The sequence below is a fragment of the Serratia sp. CY56464 genome, from assembly GCF_052168435.1.
GTDB lineage: Bacteria > Pseudomonadota > Gammaproteobacteria > Enterobacterales > Enterobacteriaceae > Serratia > Serratia marcescens.
On sequence record NZ_JBJNMV010000006.1, the window covers coordinates 204515 to 223643 of the forward strand.

14 protein-coding genes are annotated in these 19129 nt (G+C 59.9%); all 14 read left to right on the forward strand.

What is annotated here, in order from left to right; all coding sequences use genetic code 11:
* The first annotated feature begins 34 nt into the window (after positions 1-34).
* The 14 genes from fabZ to ACJ8KE_RS21650 all read left to right on the forward strand — a co-directional run bounded on the left by fabZ (position 35) and on the right by ACJ8KE_RS21650 (position 19128).
* Positions 35-490 carry a 3-hydroxyacyl-ACP dehydratase FabZ gene (fabZ, locus tag ACJ8KE_RS21585; RefSeq protein ID WP_004931962.1) on the forward strand — a complete coding sequence of 152 codons (456 nt, stop codon included), beginning with the start codon at positions 35-37 and terminating at the stop codon, positions 488-490.
* A gap of 3 nt (positions 491-493) precedes the next feature.
* On the forward strand, positions 494-1282 hold the full coding sequence (lpxA, locus tag ACJ8KE_RS21590) for an acyl-ACP--UDP-N-acetylglucosamine O-acyltransferase (protein ID WP_016929882.1): 789 nt from the start codon (positions 494-496) through the stop codon (positions 1280-1282).
* A 3-nt stretch (positions 1283-1285) separates the two neighbouring features.
* Positions 1286-2434 (forward strand): lipid-A-disaccharide synthase, encoded by a 1149-nt coding sequence (lpxB, locus tag ACJ8KE_RS21595; RefSeq protein WP_028128317.1) that lies wholly within the window; start codon positions 1286-1288, stop codon positions 2432-2434.
* On the forward strand, positions 2431-3024 hold the full coding sequence (gene rnhB, locus ACJ8KE_RS21600; RefSeq protein ID WP_234213117.1) for a ribonuclease HII: 594 nt from the start codon (positions 2431-2433) through the stop codon (positions 3022-3024). The genes lpxB and rnhB overlap by 4 nt, the downstream gene beginning before the upstream one ends.
* Before the next feature lie 78 nt (positions 3025-3102).
* Entirely contained in the window at positions 3103-6591 is a 3489-nt protein-coding gene (gene dnaE, locus ACJ8KE_RS21605) for a DNA polymerase III subunit alpha (RefSeq protein ID WP_197759214.1), read from the forward strand.
* A gap of 12 nt (positions 6592-6603) precedes the next feature.
* Positions 6604-7563, forward strand: a complete 960-nt coding sequence (gene accA, locus ACJ8KE_RS21610; RefSeq protein WP_004931972.1) for an acetyl-CoA carboxylase carboxyl transferase subunit alpha — start codon at positions 6604-6606, stop codon at positions 7561-7563.
* A 111-nt stretch (positions 7564-7674) separates the two neighbouring features.
* Positions 7675-9819, forward strand: a complete 2145-nt coding sequence (locus ACJ8KE_RS21615) for a lysine decarboxylase LdcC (RefSeq protein ID WP_016929878.1) — start codon at positions 7675-7677, stop codon at positions 9817-9819.
* 107 nt (positions 9820-9926) lie between these two features.
* Positions 9927-10316, forward strand: coding sequence for a VOC family protein (locus ACJ8KE_RS21620; protein WP_079450528.1), 390 nt, complete (start codon positions 9927-9929; stop codon positions 10314-10316).
* Between the two features lie 89 nt (positions 10317-10405).
* Complete coding sequence (gene cadC / locus ACJ8KE_RS21625; RefSeq protein ID WP_016929876.1) at positions 10406-11965, forward strand: lysine decarboxylation/transport transcriptional activator CadC; 1560 nt, start codon at positions 10406-10408, stop codon at positions 11963-11965.
* Positions 11966-12335: 370 nt separating this feature from the next.
* The gene (gene cadB / locus ACJ8KE_RS21630; RefSeq protein WP_049299752.1) at positions 12336-13679 is read left to right on the forward strand and encodes a cadaverine/lysine antiporter; all 1344 of its coding nucleotides are present in this window, start codon (positions 12336-12338) and stop codon (positions 13677-13679) included.
* Between the two features lie 95 nt (positions 13680-13774).
* Positions 13775-15913, forward strand: a complete 2139-nt coding sequence (cadA, locus tag ACJ8KE_RS21635; protein WP_016929874.1) for a lysine decarboxylase CadA — start codon at positions 13775-13777, stop codon at positions 15911-15913.
* A gap of 67 nt (positions 15914-15980) precedes the next feature.
* On the forward strand, positions 15981-17426 hold the full coding sequence (dtpD, locus tag ACJ8KE_RS21640) for a dipeptide permease DtpD (protein ID WP_016929873.1): 1446 nt from the start codon (positions 15981-15983) through the stop codon (positions 17424-17426).
* 56 nt (positions 17427-17482) lie between these two features.
* A complete protein-coding gene (tilS, locus tag ACJ8KE_RS21645; protein ID WP_028128318.1) occupies positions 17483-18814 on the forward strand; it encodes a tRNA lysidine(34) synthetase TilS in 1332 nt (443 codons plus the stop codon).
* Positions 18814-19128 carry a c-type cytochrome gene (locus ACJ8KE_RS21650; protein ID WP_016929871.1) on the forward strand — a complete coding sequence of 105 codons (315 nt, stop codon included), beginning with the start codon at positions 18814-18816 and terminating at the stop codon, positions 19126-19128. Before tilS ends, ACJ8KE_RS21650 begins: the two co-directional genes overlap by 1 nt.
* The last annotated feature ends 1 nt before the right edge of the window (position 19129 follow it).

A 19129-nucleotide genomic window follows, 5' to 3' on the forward strand; every position in this document is an offset into this window, starting at 1 on the left:
GATGCCATCAGTTTTTAGAGACAGGAAGAGTATTTTGACTACTGACACTCATACTCTGGATATTGCAGAAATTTTGGATCTGCTTCCTCACCGTTACCCGTTCTTGCTGGTCGACCGCGTCCTCGAGTTTGAAGAGCACAAATATCTGCGTGCGGTGAAGAACGTATCGGTGAATGAACCGTTTTTCCAGGGCCATTTCCCTGGCAAACCGATTTTCCCAGGCGTATTGATCCTGGAAGCCATGGCGCAGGCCACCGGTATCCTGGCGTTTAAAAGCGTCGGCAAACTGGAGCCGGGCGAGCTGTATTACTTCGCCGGTATCGACGAAGCACGCTTCAAGCGCCCTGTGGTGCCAGGCGATCAGATGGTTATGGAAGTCACCTTCGAGAAAACTCGCCGCGGTCTGACTCGCTTCAAAGGCGTGGCGACCGTTGACGGTAAAATTGTCTGCGAAGCAACCATGATGTGTGCCCGCAGCCGGGAGGCTTAATCCGTGATTGACCAAACCGCCTTTATCCATCCTAGCGCGATAGTCGAAGAAGGCGCCGTGATCGGCGCCAACGTGCATATCGGCCCTTTCTGCTACGTCGGCTCCCAGGTGGAAATCGGCGCCGGCACGGTGCTGAAATCCCACGTGGTGGTGAACGGCATTACCAAGATTGGCTGCGATAATCAGATTTATCAATTCGCCTCTATCGGCGAAGTGAATCAGGATCTGAAATACGCGGGCGAACCGACGCGCGTTGAAGTGGGCGATCGCAACCGCATCCGCGAAAGCGTGACCATTCATCGCGGCACCGCGCAGGGCACCGGCCTGACCAAAGTGGGCAACGACAACCTGCTGATGGTCAACGTGCACATCGCCCACGATTGCGTGGTCGGCAATGCTTGCGTGCTGGCCAACAACGCCACGCTGGCGGGGCATGTGGAAATCGACGATCACGCCATCATCGGCGGCATGACGGCGATCCACCAGTTCTGCATTATCGGCGCGCATGTGATGGTAGGCGGTTGTTCCGGTGTCGCTCAGGACGTGCCTCCTTTCGTCATCGCTCAGGGCAACCACGCTACGCCGTTCGGCGTCAACGCGGTCGGCCTGAAGCGCCGCGGTTTTGACAAGGATGAAATGCAGGCAATCCGCAACGCCTACAAAATCCTGTATCGCAGCGAGAAAACGCTGGATGAAGCGAAAGCGGAAATCGAAGCCCTGGCCAAAGAACAGCCGGTGGTGCAGCAATACCTCGATTTCTTCACCCGTTCCACCCGTGGCATCATTCGCTGAGTTATGTCGAATCGTCCATTGACTATCGGACTGGTCGCCGGAGAAACCTCCGGTGACATTCTCGGCGCCGGCTTGATCCGTGCGCTCAAGGCGCAGATCCCCGACGCGCGTTTTGTCGGCGTCGCCGGCCCGCTGATGCAGGCCGAAGGCTGCGAAGCCTGGTACGAAATGGAAGAGCTGGCGGTCATGGGCGTGGTGGAAGTGCTCGAGCGTTTGCCACGCCTGTTGAAGATCCGCAAGGATCTCACCCGCCGTTTCGGTGAGCTGCGGCCGGACGTGTTTGTCGGCATCGACGCGCCGGACTTCAACATCACGCTGGAAGGCCGCCTCAAACAGCGCGGCATTCGCACCATCCACTACGTCAGCCCTTCCGTGTGGGCCTGGCGGCAAAAACGCGTTTTCAAAATAGGCAAAGCCACCGATCTGGTGTTGGCCTTTCTCCCTTTCGAAAAAGCGTTTTACGATCGTTTCAACGTGCCTTGCCGGTTTATTGGCCACACCATGGCGGACGCCATGCCGTTGCAGCCCGACCGGCTGGCGGCGCGCGCTCAGCTTGGTATCGCTCCGCAGGCGCGCTGTCTGGCCTTGCTGCCGGGCAGCCGCGGCGCCGAAGTCGAAATGCTGAGCGCCGATTTCCTCAAAACCGCGCAGTTGCTGCGCACCCGTTATCCCGAGCTGGAAGTGGTGGTGCCGCTGGTCAACGCCAAACGGCGCGAGCAGTTTGAGCGCATCAAGGCCGAGGTTGCGCCGGATTTGACCGTACACCTGCTGAATGGGCAGGGGCGCGAAGCGATGATCGCCAGCGACGCGGCGCTGCTGGCCTCCGGCACGGCGGCGCTGGAGTGCATGTTGGCCAAGTGCCCGATGGTGGTGGGCTATCGCATGAAGCCGTTCACTTTCTGGCTGGCGCAGAAGCTGGTGAAAACGCCTTACGTTTCGCTGCCGAATCTGCTGGCGGGGCGCGAGATCGTCACCGAGTTGCTGCAGCATGACTGCGTGCCGGACAAACTGGCCGCCGCCGTGATGCCGCTGCTGGAAGAGAGCCCGGAAACCGACGCGTTGAAACACACTTTCCTTACCTTGCACCAAAGCATCCGTTGCGGTGCGGACGAACAGGCCGCTCAGGCTGTGTTGGAGCTGGCGAAAGCATGATTGAACCCTTTATCTATCCCGCTGCCACGCTGATTGCCGGTGTGGACGAAGTGGGCCGCGGCCCGTTGGTCGGCGCGGTGGTCACCGCCGCCGTGATCCTCAATCCGGCGCAGCCGATCGTCGGTCTGGCAGACTCCAAGAAACTCAGTGAAAAACGCCGCCTGGCGCTGTATGACGAAATCGTCGCCAAGGCGCTCTCCTGGAGCCTGGGGCGCGCCGAACCGGCGGAAATCGACCAATTGAACATTTTGCACGCCACCATGTTGGCGATGCAGCGCGCGGTGGCCGGGTTGCATATCGCGCCGGACATGGTTTTAATCGACGGTAACCGTTGCCCGAACCTGCCGATGCGTTCGCAGGCGGTGGTGAAGGGCGACAGCCGCGTGGCGGAGATCAGCGCGGCGTCCATTCTGGCGAAGGTCACGCGCGATCGCGAAATGGCCGAGCTGGACAGCGAGTACCCGGACTACGGTTTCGCGCAGCATAAAGGCTACCCGACCGCCTTCCACCTGGAGCGGCTGGCCGCGCTGGGCGCCACCGAGCATCATCGCCGCAGCTTCGCGCCGGTGAAAAGAGCGCTGGCGCTGTAGTCTGCGGGCCTGACCGGGCTCGACGATAGCATTAACCCGGGCTCAGCCTGCTGAGCCCCTTCAATCAGGTATCTGGAGATGGCCGAACCTCGTTTTATTCACCTGCGCGTCCACAGTGACTACTCCATGATTGATGGATTGGCCAAGACGGCGCCGCTGGTGAAAAGAGCCGCCGCGTTAGCCATGCCTGCACTGGCAATCACCGATTTCACCAACCTGTGCGGGCTGGTGAAATTCTATGGCAGCGCGCACGGCGCCGGGATCAAACCGATCATCGGCGCGGATTTCCATGTGCAAAGTGAAGAGCTGGGCGATGAACTGGCTCAGTTGACGGTGCTGGCCAGCAACAACGAAGGCTACCAGAACCTGACGCTGCTGATTTCCCGTGCCTATCAGCGCGGCTACGGCGCCGCCGGCCCGACTATCGATCGCGACTGGCTGATTGAACATCGCGAAGGGCTGATCCTGCTCTCCGGTGCGCGTCAGGGCGACGTCGGCAAGTTTCTGCTGCGCGGCAACCAGGCGCAGGTGGATCAGTGTCTGGACTTCTATCAGCAGCATTTCCCGGACTGTTACTATCTGGAACTGATCCGCACCGGCCGCCAGGACGAAGAGAACTACCTGCATGCGGCGGTGGCGCTGGCCACCGAGCGCGGCTTGCCGGTGGTGGCCACCAACGACGTGCGCTTCCTGGTGGAAGATGACTTCGACGCCCATGAGATTCGCGTCGCCATTCACGACGGCTTTACGCTGGACGACCCCAAGCGGCCGCGCAACTACAGCCCGCAACAGTACATGCGCAGCGAAGACGAGATGTGCGAACTGTTCGCCGACATCCCGGAAGCGCTGCTGAACAGCGTCGAAATCGCCAAGCGCTGCAACGTCACCATTCGCCTTGGCGAATACTTCCTGCCGCAGTTCCCGACCGGCGATATGAGCACCGAGGACTTCCTGGTGCTCAAATCGAAAGAGGGGCTGGAAGAGCGTCTGGAGTTCCTGTTCCCCGATCCTGACGTGCGCGCGCAGCGCCGCCCGGAATACGATGAGCGTCTGGACGTCGAGCTGAAGGTGATCAACCAGATGGGCTTCCCTGGCTACTTCCTGATCGTGATGGAGTTTATCCAGTGGTCGAAGGACAACAACGTGCCGGTTGGCCCGGGGCGCGGCTCCGGCGCCGGTTCGCTGGTGGCCTATGCGTTGAAAATCACCGACCTCGATCCGCTGGAGTTCGATCTGCTGTTCGAACGCTTCCTGAACCCGGAACGTGTCTCAATGCCCGACTTCGACGTCGACTTCTGCATGGAGAAGCGTGACCAGGTAATCGAACACGTGGCGGAGATGTACGGCCGCGAAGCAGTATCACAGATCATCACCTTCGGCACCATGGCGGCGAAAGCGGTTATCCGCGACGTGGGCCGCGTGCTGGGGCACCCGTACGGCTTCGTCGATCGCATTTCCAAGCTGGTGCCGCCGGATCCGGGCATGACGCTGGAGAAAGCCTTCGCCGCCGAACCGCAGCTGCCGGAGATTTACGAGGCCGACGAAGAGGTCAAGGCGCTGATCGACATGGCGCGCAAGCTGGAAGGGGTGACGCGCAACGCCGGTAAACACGCCGGTGGCGTGGTGATCGCGCCGACCAAGATCACCGACTTCGCGCCGCTGTACTGCGATGCCGAAGGGAACCACCCGGTGACCCAGTTCGACAAGAACGACGTGGAATACGCCGGGCTGGTGAAGTTCGACTTCCTCGGTCTGCGCACCCTGACCATCATCGACTGGGCGCTGGAGATGATCAACGCCCGGCGCGCCAAGACCGGGCTGGAACCGATCGACATCGCCGCCATCCCGCTCGACGACAAGAAAAGCTTCGACATGCTGCAGCGCTCGGAAACCACGGCGGTGTTCCAGCTTGAATCGCGCGGCATGAAAGATTTGATCAAACGTCTGAAGCCCGACTGCTTCGAAGACATGATCGCACTGGTGGCGCTGTTCCGTCCGGGGCCGCTGCAGTCGGGCATGGTGGATAACTTCATCGACCGCAAACACGGCCGTGAAGAGATCTCCTACCCGGACATTCAGTGGCAGCACGAGTCGCTCAAGCCGGTGCTGGAACCGACCTACGGCATCATCCTGTATCAGGAACAGGTGATGCAGATTGCCCAGGTGCTGGCCGGCTATACGCTGGGCGGCGCGGACATGCTGCGTCGTGCGATGGGTAAAAAGAACCCGGTCGAAATGGCCAAGCAGCGCGGCGGCTTTGAAGACGGCGCCAAAGCGCGCGGCATCGACGGCGAACTGTCGGTGAAAATCTTCGACCTGGTGGAAAAATTCGCCGGTTATGGCTTCAACAAATCGCACTCCGCCGCCTATGCGCTGGTGTCGTATCAGACGCTGTGGCTGAAGGCGCACTATCCGGCCGAGTTTATGGCGGCGGTGATGACCGCCGATATGGACAACACCGACAAAGTGGTGGGTCTGGTGGACGAGTGCTGGCGCATGGGGTTGAAGATCCTGCCGCCGGACATCAACAGCGGCCTGTATCACTTCCACGTCAACGACGACGGCGAGATCGTTTACGGCATCGGCGCCATCAAGGGCGTGGGGGAAGGGCCGATCGAAGCCATTATCGAAGCGCGCAACAGCGGCGAGCAAGGTTATTTCAAAGACCTGTTCGATCTCTGCGCGCGCTCCGACATCAAGAAACTGAACCGCCGCATTCTGGAAAAACTGATCATGTCCGGGGCGTTCGATCGCCTTGGGCCGCACCGCGCCGCGCTGATGAATTCGCTCGGCGACGCGTTAAAAGCGGCGGATCAGCATGCGAAAGCCGAAGCTATTGGCCAGGTGGATATGTTTGGCGTGCTGGCGGAAGCGCCGGAGCAGGTGGAGCAATCCTACGCCAATATCGCGCCCTGGCCGGAGCAGGTGGTGCTGGACGGTGAACGGGAGACGCTGGGGCTGTACCTGACCGGCCACCCGATCACCCAGTACCTGAAGGAGATCGAACGTTACGCCGGTGGCCAGCGTTTGAAAGACATGCACCCGACGGATCGGGGCAAAATGACTACCGCCGTCGGGTTGGTGGTCGCCGCGCGGGTGATGGTGACCAAGCGCGGCAACCGCATCGGCATCTGCACGCTGGATGACCGTTCAGGCCGTCTGGAAGTGATGTTATTCACCGAAGCGTTAGAAAAATACCAGCATTTGTTGGAAAAAGACCGTATCCTTATCGCCAGTGGACAGGTCAGCTTTGATGACTTTAGCGGCGGGCTTAAAATGATGGCCCGCGAGGTAATGGACATCAGTGAAGCCCGGGAAAAATACGCTCGCGGGCTTGCTATCTCGCTGACTGACAGGCAAATTGATGACCAGCTTTTGAACCGTCTCCGTCAGTCGTTGGAACCCCATCGATCGGGGACGATTCCAGTGCATCTCTACTATCAACGGGAAGATGCGCGAGCCAAGCTGCGTTTTGGCGCAACCTGGCGCGTGACGCCCACCGACCGCTTGTTGATCGACTTGCGGACGTTGGTAGGCAATGAGCAGGTGGACTTGGAATTTGACTAAAATAGGAATGCTATGAGTCTGAATTTTCTTGATTTTGAACAGCCGATTGCAGAGCTGGAAGCGAAAATTGACTCGCTGACTGCAGTCAGCCGTCAAGACGAAAAATTAGATATTAATCTGGACGAAGAGGTTCAGCGCCTGCGTGAAAAGAGCGTTGAGCTGACGCGCAAGATTTTTGCCGATCTTGGGGCTTGGCAAATTGCCCAATTGGCACGCCACCCGCGCCGTCCTTATACCCTGGATTATATCAAACACATCTTTACCGACTTCGAAGAGTTGGCGGGCGATCGCGCTTACGCTGACGACAAAGCGATCGTCGGCGGCATTGCGCGCCTGGATGGCCGTCCGGTGATGATCATCGGGCACCAGAAAGGCCGTGAGACCAAAGAGAAGATCCGCCGCAACTTCGGCATGCCGGCGCCGGAAGGCTACCGCAAGGCGCTGCGCCTGATGGAAATGGCCGCGCGCTTCAAGATGCCGATCATCACCTTTATCGATACCCCTGGCGCTTATCCGGGCGTGGGCGCGGAAGAACGCGGCCAGTCGGAAGCTATCGCGCGCAACCTGCGTGAGATGTCGCGTCTGAACGTGCCGGTCATCTGCACCGTCATCGGCGAAGGCGGCTCCGGCGGCGCGCTGGCGATCGGCGTGGGCGACAAGGTGAACATGCTGCAGTACAGCACTTACTCGGTGATTTCGCCGGAAGGCTGTGCTTCCATCCTGTGGAAGAGCGCCGATAAGGCGCCGCTGGCCGCAGAAGCGATGGGCATCACCGCGCCGCGTCTGAAAGAGCTGAAGCTGATTGACTCGGTGATCCCGGAGCCGCTCGGTTCCGCGCACCGCGACGTGCCGGCGATGGCCGCCGCGCTGAAAGCGCAGCTGCTCGCCGATCTGAAAGATTTGGATGGCCTGAACGACGAAGAGTTGCTCAACCGCCGTTACCAGCGTCTGATGAACTACGGCTACTGCTGAGTTCTGTGTTTCGCTGCAAGAAACCGCCTCCGGGCGGTTTTTTTTTGGCTACACACCGTCGGATTTTCGTGGTGTTATAGAGACTTGGCCGTTAACTGACAGGAGCTGCCGATGAATATCATCGCCATCATGGGCCCGACGGGCGTCTACTACAAAGATGAGCCGATTCGCGAGCTCCACGCTGCGCTGGCCGCCATGGGATTCCAGCTGGTGTACCCCAAAAACAGCGGTGACCTGCTGAAGTTGATCGAAGCCAACGCCCGCATCTGCGGGGTGATCTTCGACTGGGACGACTACAGCCTGGAGCTGTGCAGCGAGATCAACGAGCTGAACGAATACCTGCCGCTGTATGCCTTTATCAATACCCACTCCACTTTCGACGTCAGCCTGCATGAAATGCGCATGGTGCTCTATTTCTTCGAGTATGGCCTGAATGCGGCAGACGACATCGCGCAGCGCATCCAGCAGTACACCGCGGAATACATCGACACCATTACGCCGCCGCTGACCAAGGCGCTGTTCAACTACGTGCGCGAAGGGAAGTACACCTTCTGCACGCCGGGCCACATGGCCGGCACTGCGTTCCAGAAAAGCCCGGTAGGCTGCCTGTTCTATGACTTCTTCGGCGCCAATACCCTGAAGGCCGATATCTCGATTTCGGTCACCGAGCTCGGGTCGCTGTTGGATCACACCGGCCCGCATCTGGAGGCCGAAGAGTACATCGCGCGCACCTTCAACGCCGAGCAGAGCTATCTGGTCACCAACGGCACCTCCACCGCCAACAAGATCGTCGGCATGTATTCGGCGCCGGCCGGCAGCACGGTGCTGATCGACCGCAACTGCCACAAATCACTGTGCCACCTGCTGATGATGAGCGATATCACGCCGATCTATCTGCGCCCGCTGCGCAATGCCTACGGCATCCTCGGCGGGATTCCGCAGCGCGAGTTCACTCGCGAGAGCATCGCCGCCCGGGTGCAGGCGACGCCGAACGCCACCTGGCCGGTGCACGCGGTGATCACCAATTCCACCTATGACGGCCTGCTGTACAACACCGACTACATCAAGCAGACGCTGGAGGTGCCGTCGATTCACTTTGATTCCGCCTGGGTGCCTTACACCAACTTCCACCCGATTTACGACGGCAAGAGCGGCATGAGCGGCGAGCGGGTGCCCGGCAAGGTTTTCTACGAAACCCAGTCTACCCACAAGCTGCTGGCCGCCTTCTCGCAGGCCTCGATGATTCATATCAAGGGTGACTACGATGAGAGCACCTTCAACGAAGCCTACATGATGCACACCACCACTTCGCCGCACTACGGCATCGTGGCGTCGATGGAGACCGCCGCCGCCATGCTGCGCGGCAACCCGGGGCGCCGTTTGATCAACCGTTCGGTGGAGCGCGCGCTGCATTTTCGCCGAGAGGTGCAGCGGCTGCGCGAGGAGAGCGACAGCTGGTTCTTCGATATCTGGCAGCCGGAAGAGATCGATGAGGCACAGTGCTGGCCGCTGGATCCGGACGATAACTGGCATGGTTTCGGCCAGACCGATCGCGATCATATGTATCTCGATCCGATCAAGGTGACGATCCTGACGCCGGGCATGAATGAGCTGGGCGCGCTGGAAGAAGAGGGGATCCCGGCGGCGCTGGTGGCGAAGTACCTCGACGAACGCGGCATCGTGGTGGAGAAGACCGGGCCGTACAATCTGCTGTTCCTGTTCAGCATCGGCATCGATAAAACCAAGGCGATGAGCCTGCTGCGCGGCCTGACCGACTTCAAGCGCGCCTACGATCTCAACCTGCGGGTGAAGAACATGCTGCCGGATCTGTACGCCGAGGATCCGGATTTCTATCGCCATATGCGCATCCAGGATCTGGCCGCCGGCATTCATCGCCTGATCCGCCAACACGATCTGCCAGGCCTGATGCAGCGGGCGTTCGATGTGTTGCCGGAAATGAAGCTGACGCCGCACCAGATGTTCCAGGAGCAGGTGCGCGGTAATGTCGAAACCTGCGATCTAGATCAGTTGGTGGGCAAGGTCGCGGCCAATATGATCCTGCCTTATCCGCCGGGCGTGCCGTTGGTGATGCCGGGTGAAATGATCACCGAAGAGAGCCGGGCGGTGCTCGATTTTCTGCTGATGCTGTGTTCGATCGGCGAGCGCTATCCCGGGTTTGAAACCGATATCCACGGCGCCAAGCTGACGGAGGATGGGCGTTATCTGGTGAAGGTGCTGAAAGCCCCACAGCCATAATGGCATAACGCGCCCGGCGGTTTGGCAGGATACGTCGGGCTTTTTCATTGACGGCATTGTCGCCGCCGGATACCGTGCCTCATCAAAACGAACAGAAGAGAGTTTCTATGCTGGCGTTACGTCAGGTGCACCACATCGCGATCATTGGCGCGGACTACGCCGCCAGCAAGCATTTCTACTGCGACATTCTCGGATTTACCCTGCTGAGTGAAGTCTACCGCGAGGAGCGCGACTCCTGGAAAGCGGATCTGGCGCTCAACGGGCAATACACCATTGAGCTGTTTTCGTTCCCCTCGCCGCCGGCTCGCGTCAGCCGCCCGGAGGCCTGTGGCCTGCGTCATCTGGCGTTCAGCGTCGACGACATCGATCAGGCCATCGCTCATCTGCAGGCGGCCGGCGTCGCCTGCGAACCGGTGCGTGTCGATCCCTACACCCAATCCCGATTTACCTTTTTCAGCGATCCCGATGGTTTACCGTTAGAATTATACGAGAGTTAACGGCTTAATCGCCTCCCGGCGGCCACAGCCGGGGGCGATTATGCTATGATCGCGCCCTTGCCCTACATGCCTACAGAGTTATTTCCGCCATGCAAGAGCCTGCTTTTCGCGTCGGGGAGTGGCTGGTTACTCCTGCCGACAACACCATCAGCCGCGATGGTCGCCAGAAAACGCTGGAACCGCGCCTGATCGACATGCTGTGTTATTTTGCCCGGCACCCCGACGTGGTGCTGAGCCGCGACGAGCTGATCGACAACGTCTGGAAGCGCAATATTGTCACCAACCACGTGGTGACCCAATGTATTTCAGAGCTGCGCAAGTACCTGAAAGACGGCGACAGCGACAGCCCGGAATACATTATCACCGTGCCCAAGCGCGGGTATAAGCTGGCGACGTCGGTGATCTGGTGTGAAGAGGAGGAGACACAACCCGCTATTGCACCGGCGCCGCAGATCGCGGTGATCATGCATGAGCCGGAAGACGGCAGCGATGATGACGACGAGACGCCGTACGTGCCGCCGCGCCGGGCAAGCGGCGCGCCGTCTGACGCGCCTGGCGAAAAGCAGCCGCGTTTTTATCGTCGCCCGACCTTCTGGGTGTGGCTGGCGTTTCTGGCGGCGCTCAGCGTTTGCGTGGCGTTTGTCGGCATCGCCACGCTGTCGCAGCGCGTGCCGGTATCGACCATGCCGGTGCTGCTCAACCCGCGCGATATCGATATCCGCATCCAGGGCGGCGAGAGCTGCAGCAACTGGATGCCCCAGCTCTCTTATGTGGTGGGCGTCAGCGAGCTGATCACCGATTCGCTCAACACCTACTCGACCTTCCTGGTGCATGACCAAACCAATTACAACTATTCCGGCCCCAGCAATTCGGGCAAGTCGCTGTATATCGAGTTCGTCAATCAGCGCCACTACCGCGCCCAGCAGTGTTTCCTCTCCGTGCGGCTGGTGGATAACGCCGACAGCTCTGTCATGCTGGACAAGCGTTACTTCATTACCGCCGATAACCAACTGAAGATCCAGGCTGACTTCCTCGCCAGCCTGTCCGCGGCGCTGAAGCAGCCTTGGCCGCCACAGCTGGAGCAGCGTCTGGCGCAGTTGCTGCCCGACAACGGACCGTTGCTGCAGCGTTTCTACCAGGCGCATCAGTTGCTGATCCGCGGTGACGCCGATTCGTTGACCCGCGCCAGCGGCCAGCTGAGCGAGCTGATTAACAGCGCGCCGAACTTCCACTACCTGCTGGCTGAAAAAGCGTTGGTGGATCTGCTGCGCAATTCTTATCAACCGTTCGACAGCCCGGCCTTGGCGCAATTGCGTGCCGATATCAGCCATCTGGCGACGATCCCGGAATTGAAAAACACGCCGATCGTGCAGCAAGTTCTGGCGGTAGATGCTTTGACGCAGGGGCGGATTGACGAGGCTCACCGGGCGATCGATCTGGGGATTGAATTGCAAATGTCGTGGCTGAATTATGTGCTGCTGGGCAAGGTGTATGAAATGCAGGGGCAGAATCATTTGGCGGCCGACTCTTATATTACCGCCTTCAATCTTCGCCCCGGTGAGGATACCTTGCATTGGATCACCAATGGCGTATTCCAGACGTCATTGACCAACGTAGTGCCTTATTTAAATAACTATCAGCGCCAATAATTAATCCAATATCACGCCGCCCTTATTCTTCGGGAATCATGGCGGCGTTATTTATTGGTGAAGCAATGTTGCATGAATGTATTATTTTGCTGCGCGATATTATTTCTTTTTTGCCATTTGTTATGCGTCATTAACCTTGTCATCTTTTTGTTTTTAAATGATGTTTATCTTTTCTTTAGCCTGTCTTTTTATCTTGATGTGTTAATGAAAAACCTCAGGTTATCATTTGTATGATCATGAGCGTAATCTCACTTTATCTTTAGGACTTTATTCCCCCCGATGGTTAGCATCCTGACAATCAAGCCGGCTCATTAAAATCTTTTATTTATGGGTGTGGCTTATAAGAAACGTAAATCAGGAGAAACTGACCATGGCTTCACCCAAGAAAATAGGGCTTATTGCCTGCACCGGCGTGGTCGCCGGTAATATGATGGGGAGCGGGATTGCCTTATTGCCCGCCAACCTGGCGAGTCTCGGATCCATCGCTATTTGGGGATGGGTGATCTCGATTATCGGGGCGATGTCGCTGGCTTATGTCTATGCCCGCCTTGCCACCAAAAACCCGCAGCAGGGCGGCCCTATCGCCTACGCGGGTGAAATTTCCCCGGCCTTCGGTTTCCAGACCGGCGTGCTTTATTACCATGCCAACTGGATCGGCAACCTGGCCATCGGCATTACCGCCGTTTCTTATCTCTCCACCTTCTTCCCGGCGCTGAACAACCCGGTGCCCGCCGGCATCGCCTGTATCGCCATCGTGTGGGTCTTCACCTTCGTGAACATGCTGGGCGGAACCTGGGTCAGCCGTTTGACCACGCTGGGCCTGGTGCTGGTGCTGATCCCGGTGATCGTGACCGCCACCCTCGGCTGGCACTGGTTTGACGCCGCCACCTACCAGGCTAACTGGAATACCTCCGGCACCACCGACGGCCATGCGGTCATCAAAAGCATCCTGCTGTGCCTGTGGGCATTCATCGGCGTGGAGTCCGCGGCGGTCAGCACCGGCATGGTGAAAAACCCGAAACGCACCGTACCGCTGGCGACCATGCTTGGCACCGGTCTGGCGGGCATTATCTACATTGCCGCCACCCAGGTGATCAGCGGCATGTTCCCGGCGTCCGAAATGGCCGCCAGCGGCGCGCCGTTCGCCATCAGCGCCTCGGCGATTATGGGCAACTGGGCCGCACCGATGGTTTCCGCCTTCACCGCCTTCGCCTGCCTGACCTCGCTCGGTTCGTGGATGATGCTGGTCGGCCAGGCCGGGGTGCGCGCCGCCAACGACGGCAACTTCCCGAAAGTGTACGGCGAGCTGGATAAAAACGGTATTCCGAAGAAAGGCCTGCTGCTGGCTGGCTGCAAAATGACCGCGCTGATGGTGCTGATCACCCTGATGAGCTCCGCCGGCGGCAAAGCCTCCGACCTGTTCGGCGAGCTGACCGGCATCGCGGTGCTGCTGACCATGCTGCCTTACTTCTACTCCTGCGTAGACCTGATCCGCTTTGAAGGGGTCAACGTGCGCAACCTGCTGAGCCTGATCGCTTCAGTGTGCGGCTGCGGCTTCTGCTTCATCGCGCTGATGGGCGCCAACTCTTTCGAACTGTCCGGCACCTTTATCATCAGCCTGATTATCCTGATGTTCTACGCCCGGAAAATGAATACCCGCCAGGCTGCCAACGCCGCGGCGGTCGATGAAAACACCACGGCCAAAGCGCACTGATTCGCGTCCGCTGACCGACTGAATTTACCCAGCCCCTTTCTTTCCGACCTGTCAGCCGCGACGGGAAGGGGCTTGCTTTGCCAGGAGAAATGCATATGAACGTTATCGCCATCATGAATCACATGGGTGTCTACTTCAAAGAAGAGCCCATCCGTGAACTGCATCAGGCGCTGGAAAGTCTGGATTTCCGCATCGTTTACCCTAACGATCGCGAAGACCTGCTGAAACTGATCGAGAACAACGCCCGTCTGTGCGGGGTGATCTTCGACTGGGACAAATACAACCTGGAGCTGTGCGAAGAGATCAGCCAACTGAACGAATACATGCCGCTGTACGCATTTGCCAACACCTATTCGACGCTGGACGTCAGCCTGAACGATCTGCGCATGCAGGTGCGCTTCTTCGAGTATGCGCTCGGCGCGGCAACCGACATCGCCGCCAAGATCAAACAGAACACCGACGAGTATATCGACACCATCCTGCCGCCGCTGACCAAGGCGCTGTTCAAATACGTGCGCGAAGGCAAATACACCTTCTGTACGCCGGGCCACATGGGCGGCACCGCGTTCCAGAAAAGCCCGGTGGGCAGCCTGTTCTACGATTTCTTCGGCCCGAACACCATGAAGTCGGATATTTCGATTTCGGTGTCCGAGCTGGGATCGCTGCTGGATCACTCCGGCCCGCACAAAGAGGCGGAAGAGTACATTTCCCGCGTGTTCAACGCCGAACGCAGCTACATGGTGACCAACGGCACCTCCACCGCCAACAAGATCGTCGGCATGTATTCGGCGCCGGCGGGCAGCACGGTGCTGATTGACCGTAACTGCCACAAGTCGCTGACTCACCTGATGATGATGAGCGACATCACGCCGATCTACTTCCGCCCGACCCGCAACGCCTACGGCATCCTCGGCGGTATTCCGCAGAGCGAGTTCCAGCGCGCCACCATCGCCAAACGCGTGAAGGAGACCCCGAACGCCACCTGGCCGGTGCACGCGGTGATCACCAACTCCACCTATGACGGCTTGCTGTACAACACCGACTTTATCAAGAACACCCTGGACGTGAAGTCGATCCACTTCGATTCCGCCTGGGTGCCTTACACCAACTTCCACCCGATCTATAAAGGCAAGTGCGGCATGAGCGGCGGCCGCGTGGAGGGCAAGGTGATCTACGAAACCCAGTCCACCCACAAACTGCTGGCGGCCTTCTCACAGGCTTCGATGATCCATGTGAAGGGTGATATCAACGAAGAGACCTTCAACGAAGCCTACATGATGCACACCACCACTTCGCCGCACTACGGCATTGTGGCCTCGACCGAAACCGCCGCGGCGATGATGAAAGGCAACGCCGGCAAGCGCCTGATCCACGGCTCTATCGAACGCGCGATCAAGTTCCGTAAAGAGATCAAACGCCTGAAAGTCGAATCCGACGGCTGGTTCTTCGACGTCTGGCAGCCGGAGCACATCGATGAGCCGGAGTGCTGGCCGCTGCGCTCCGACAGCGCCTGGCACGGTTTCAAGAATATCGACAATGAACACATGTACCTCGATCCGATCAAGGTCACCATTTTGACGCCGGGGATGAGCAAGGAAGGCGAGATGCAGCCATTCGGCATCCCGGCCAGCATCGTGGCGAAATACCTCGACGAGCGCGGCATCATCGTCGAGAAAACCGGGCCGTACAACCTGCTGTTCCTGTTCAGCATCGGCATCGACAAAACCAAGGCGCTCAGCCTGCTGCGTGCGATGACCGACTTCAAACGCTCGTTCGACCTGAACCTGCGGGTGAAAAACATGCTGCCTTCGCTGTATCAGGAAGCGCCTGATTTCTATGAAAACATGCGCATTCAGGATCTGGCACAGAACATTCACCGCCTGGTGGAGCAACACAACCTGCCGGACCTGATGTACCGCGCGTTCGAAGTGCTGCCAACCATGGTGATGAATCCGTACCAGGCGTTCCAGAAAGAGCTGCACGGCGAAGTGGAAGAGGTCTATCTGGAAGAGATGGTCGGTAAGGTCAACGCCAATATGATCCTCCCATACCCGCCGGGCGTGCCGCTGGTGATGCCGGGAGAAATGCTGACCGAGGAGAGCCGGCCGGTGCTGGAGTTCCTGCAGATGCTGTGCGAAATCGGCGCGCATTATCCGGGCTTTGAAACCGACATTCATGGCGCCTACCGTCAGGCGGACGGACGTTATCGGGTGAAAGTGCTGAAGGCGAAATAACCGCAGCCAATCACAGGGGAGGCCTCGCGCTTCCCCTTTGTCGTTCACCGACTGATGGGAGACCACCATGAAAACACCCTCACAGCCGCGCGCAATCTACTATGTCGTAGCGATACAAATTTGGGAATATTTCAGCTTTTACGGCATGCGTGCGTTACTGATCCTCTATCTGACCCACCAACTCGGCTATACCGACAGCCGCGCCATCGATCTCTACAGCGCTTACGCTTCGTTAGTTTACGTCACTCCGATTCTTGGCGGCTGGCTCGCCGACCGCCTGCTGGGCAACCGTGTCGCGGTGATCGCCGGCGCGGCGCTGATGACCCTGGGGCATATCGTGCTCGGCCTGAGCGCGGTTTCTGCCCAGTCGCTCTATCTGGCGCTGGCGATCATCATCTGCGGCTACGGCCTGTTCAAATCCAATATCAGCTGCCTGCTGGGCGAGCTGTATCCGGCGCAGGACTCGCGGCGCGAAGGGGGCTTCTCGCTGCTGTACGCCGCCGGCAACGTCGGTTCCATTTTGGCGCCGATCGCCTGCGGGCTGGCGGCCGAGCGCTATGGTTGGCACGTCGGCTTTGCGTTGGCCGGGATCGGCATGTTCGCCGGCCTGGCGATCTTCCTGCTGGGCGGGCGTCATTTCCGCCACACTCGCGGCGTGAATGCCCCGCTGATGCGCGCCAGAAGCCTGGGCCTGCCGCACTGGGGCTGGCTGTTGGCGGCGTTGCTGGCATCGCCGCTGTTCTTCACGCTGTTGTTTATGCGCGACTGGGCCGGTTATTTGCTCGGGCTGGTGTGCGTGGCGGCGGTGGCGCTGGTGGCGCGCATTATGCTGCGCGCGGACGCCGGCCAGCGCCGGGGGCTGTGGCAGATCGTGGTGTTGATGCTGCTGGGCACGCTGTTCTGGGCCTTTGCCCAGCAGGGCGGCAGCTCCATCAGCCTGTTTATCGACCACTTCGTCGACCGGCGCTGGTTCGGCTGGACGGTGCCGACCGCCTTGTTCCAGTCGGTTAACGCCTGCGCGGTGATGCTGGGCGGCGTGGCGCTGGCCTGGCTGGCGAGCGGCGATGGCGACCGCACGCTGCGCATCTGGTGCAAGTTCGCCTTCGGTCTGCTGTTGATCGGTGTCGGCTTTACGCTGATGGCGCTTAATACGCGGCTGCACGGGCCGGGGTCGATGGGGCTGATGATCGCCGGTTTGGCGGTGATGGGCTTTGCCGAACTGTTTATCGATCCGGTGGCGATGGCGCAGATCACCCGGCTGAATATCCCCGGCGCCACCGGCGTGTTGACCGGCATCTATATGTTGGCGACCGGTTCGATCGCCAACTATCTGGCGGGCATTATCGCCAATCAGACCGCCGAGGATCACATCGAAGGGGCGGCGATGCAGGCGTATGGCCGCATTTTCGCCCAGATCGGCTGGGGAGCGGCCGGATGTGCGCTGGCGGTGATCGCGGTGCTGGGCGGCTGGTGGCTGCTGACGCGACGCCAGGCCCGGACGGTTAATGCTTGATTGATGACGGTAGGCGGGGTTAACGTGCAGCTATGTAGAAGTGACAAAGCCTACCGATGGATACTGATCAATTAACAACGCGGGTGGCGGACCAGTTGGGCGCGCAGCAGCGGCTGCTGGTGGCGTTCAGCGGCGGTCTGGACTCCAGCGTGCTGCTGCATCTGCTGGCGGCGTTGCGCCGCCAACGTCCGGCGCTGCAGCTACGTGCGCTGCACGTGCATCATGGCCTGAGCGCCTTTGCCGACCGTTGGGTTGAGCATTGCCGCAGCCGGTGCGCCGAATGGCGGATCCCGCTGACGGTGACGCACGTGCAGGTGGATGCCCGCCAGGGAGGCATCGAAGCGGCGGCGCGTGCGGCGCGCTATGCCGCTTTCAGCACAGCATTGGCGGAGGGCGAAGCGCTGCTCACCGCTCAACACCTTGACGATCAAAGCGAAACCTTTCTGCTGGCGCTCAAACGCGGCAGCGGGCCGGCGGGGCTGTCGGCGATGGCGGCCCGCGCCACGCTGGGCGAGCACCTGTTGTTGCGGCCGTTGCTGGGTTGCTCGCGTCAGGCGCTGGAAAGTTACGCGCAGCGTCACGCCTTAACCTGGATAGATGACGACAGCAATCAGGATACGCGCTTCGATCGCAACTTCCTGCGTTTGCAGGTCTTACCGCAGCTCACCCAACGCTGGCCGCATTTCGCCTCGGCGGTGGCGCGCAGCGCCAGCCTGTGCGCTGAACAGGAACAGTTGTTGGACGAGTTGCTGGCGGAACCGCTGCAAAACCTGTTGGCGGCGGATCGCTCATTGGCGATCGACGGCCTGACGGCCTGTTCGCCGGTGCGGCGCTTCGCTTTGTTGAGGCGCTGGATCGCATTGTTTAACGTCACCATGCCGGCGCGCGAGCAGTTGCAGCGTCTGTGGGAGGAGGTGGCGCTCAGCCGGGAAGATGCCGAACCGCAGCTGCAGCTCGGCGCCTATCAGATCCGCCGTTTCCGCGGTCGGTTGCACCTGTTGCCGCCGCTGGCGGCGCTGCGCGATGTGCATCTGCCTTGGCAGCCTGACGAGACGCTGACGTTGCCGGACGGGCTGGGGCAGTTGGTTGCCGGTGAGGGCGATCTGGCGCTGCGCGCGCCGCTGCCATCGCAGCAGATTAGCATTCGTTTCGGCGGCGTGCAGGGTGCGGTGCGCATCGTGGGGCGCGCCCATTCGCGGCCGATAAAAAAACTGTGGCAGGAACTGGGCGTTCCTCCCTGGCAGCGTGAACGCATCCCGTTGATTTACTATGATGAGCAGCTGATCGCCGCGCTGGACGTATTTGTCTGTGAGGCGGGGCAGGTGCCGGAAGGCGAACGCCCGTGGCGGCTGCGCTGGGAAAAAAATCATAATCGCGAGGAGCACTGATGAAGTTAGTGGGGATCACGCTGTTGGCCGCCGGCCTGTTCAGCCTGCCGGCGTTGGCGGCGGGGGATACGGCCGCTGGTCAGGCGAAAGCCGCCGCTTGTGCGGCGTGCCACGGCGCGCAGGGCAAGGTGACGGTGCCGATGTACCCGAATCTGGCCGGGCAGAACGCCATGTACCTGCAGCACGCGTTGCAGGCGTACAAGAAAGGGGAGCGCAACGGGGGCCAGGCCGAGGTGATGAAGGCCTATGTGTCGGGGCTGTCGGATGACGATATCGCCGATCTGGCGGCCTATTACGCCAGCCTGAAGCCGTAAA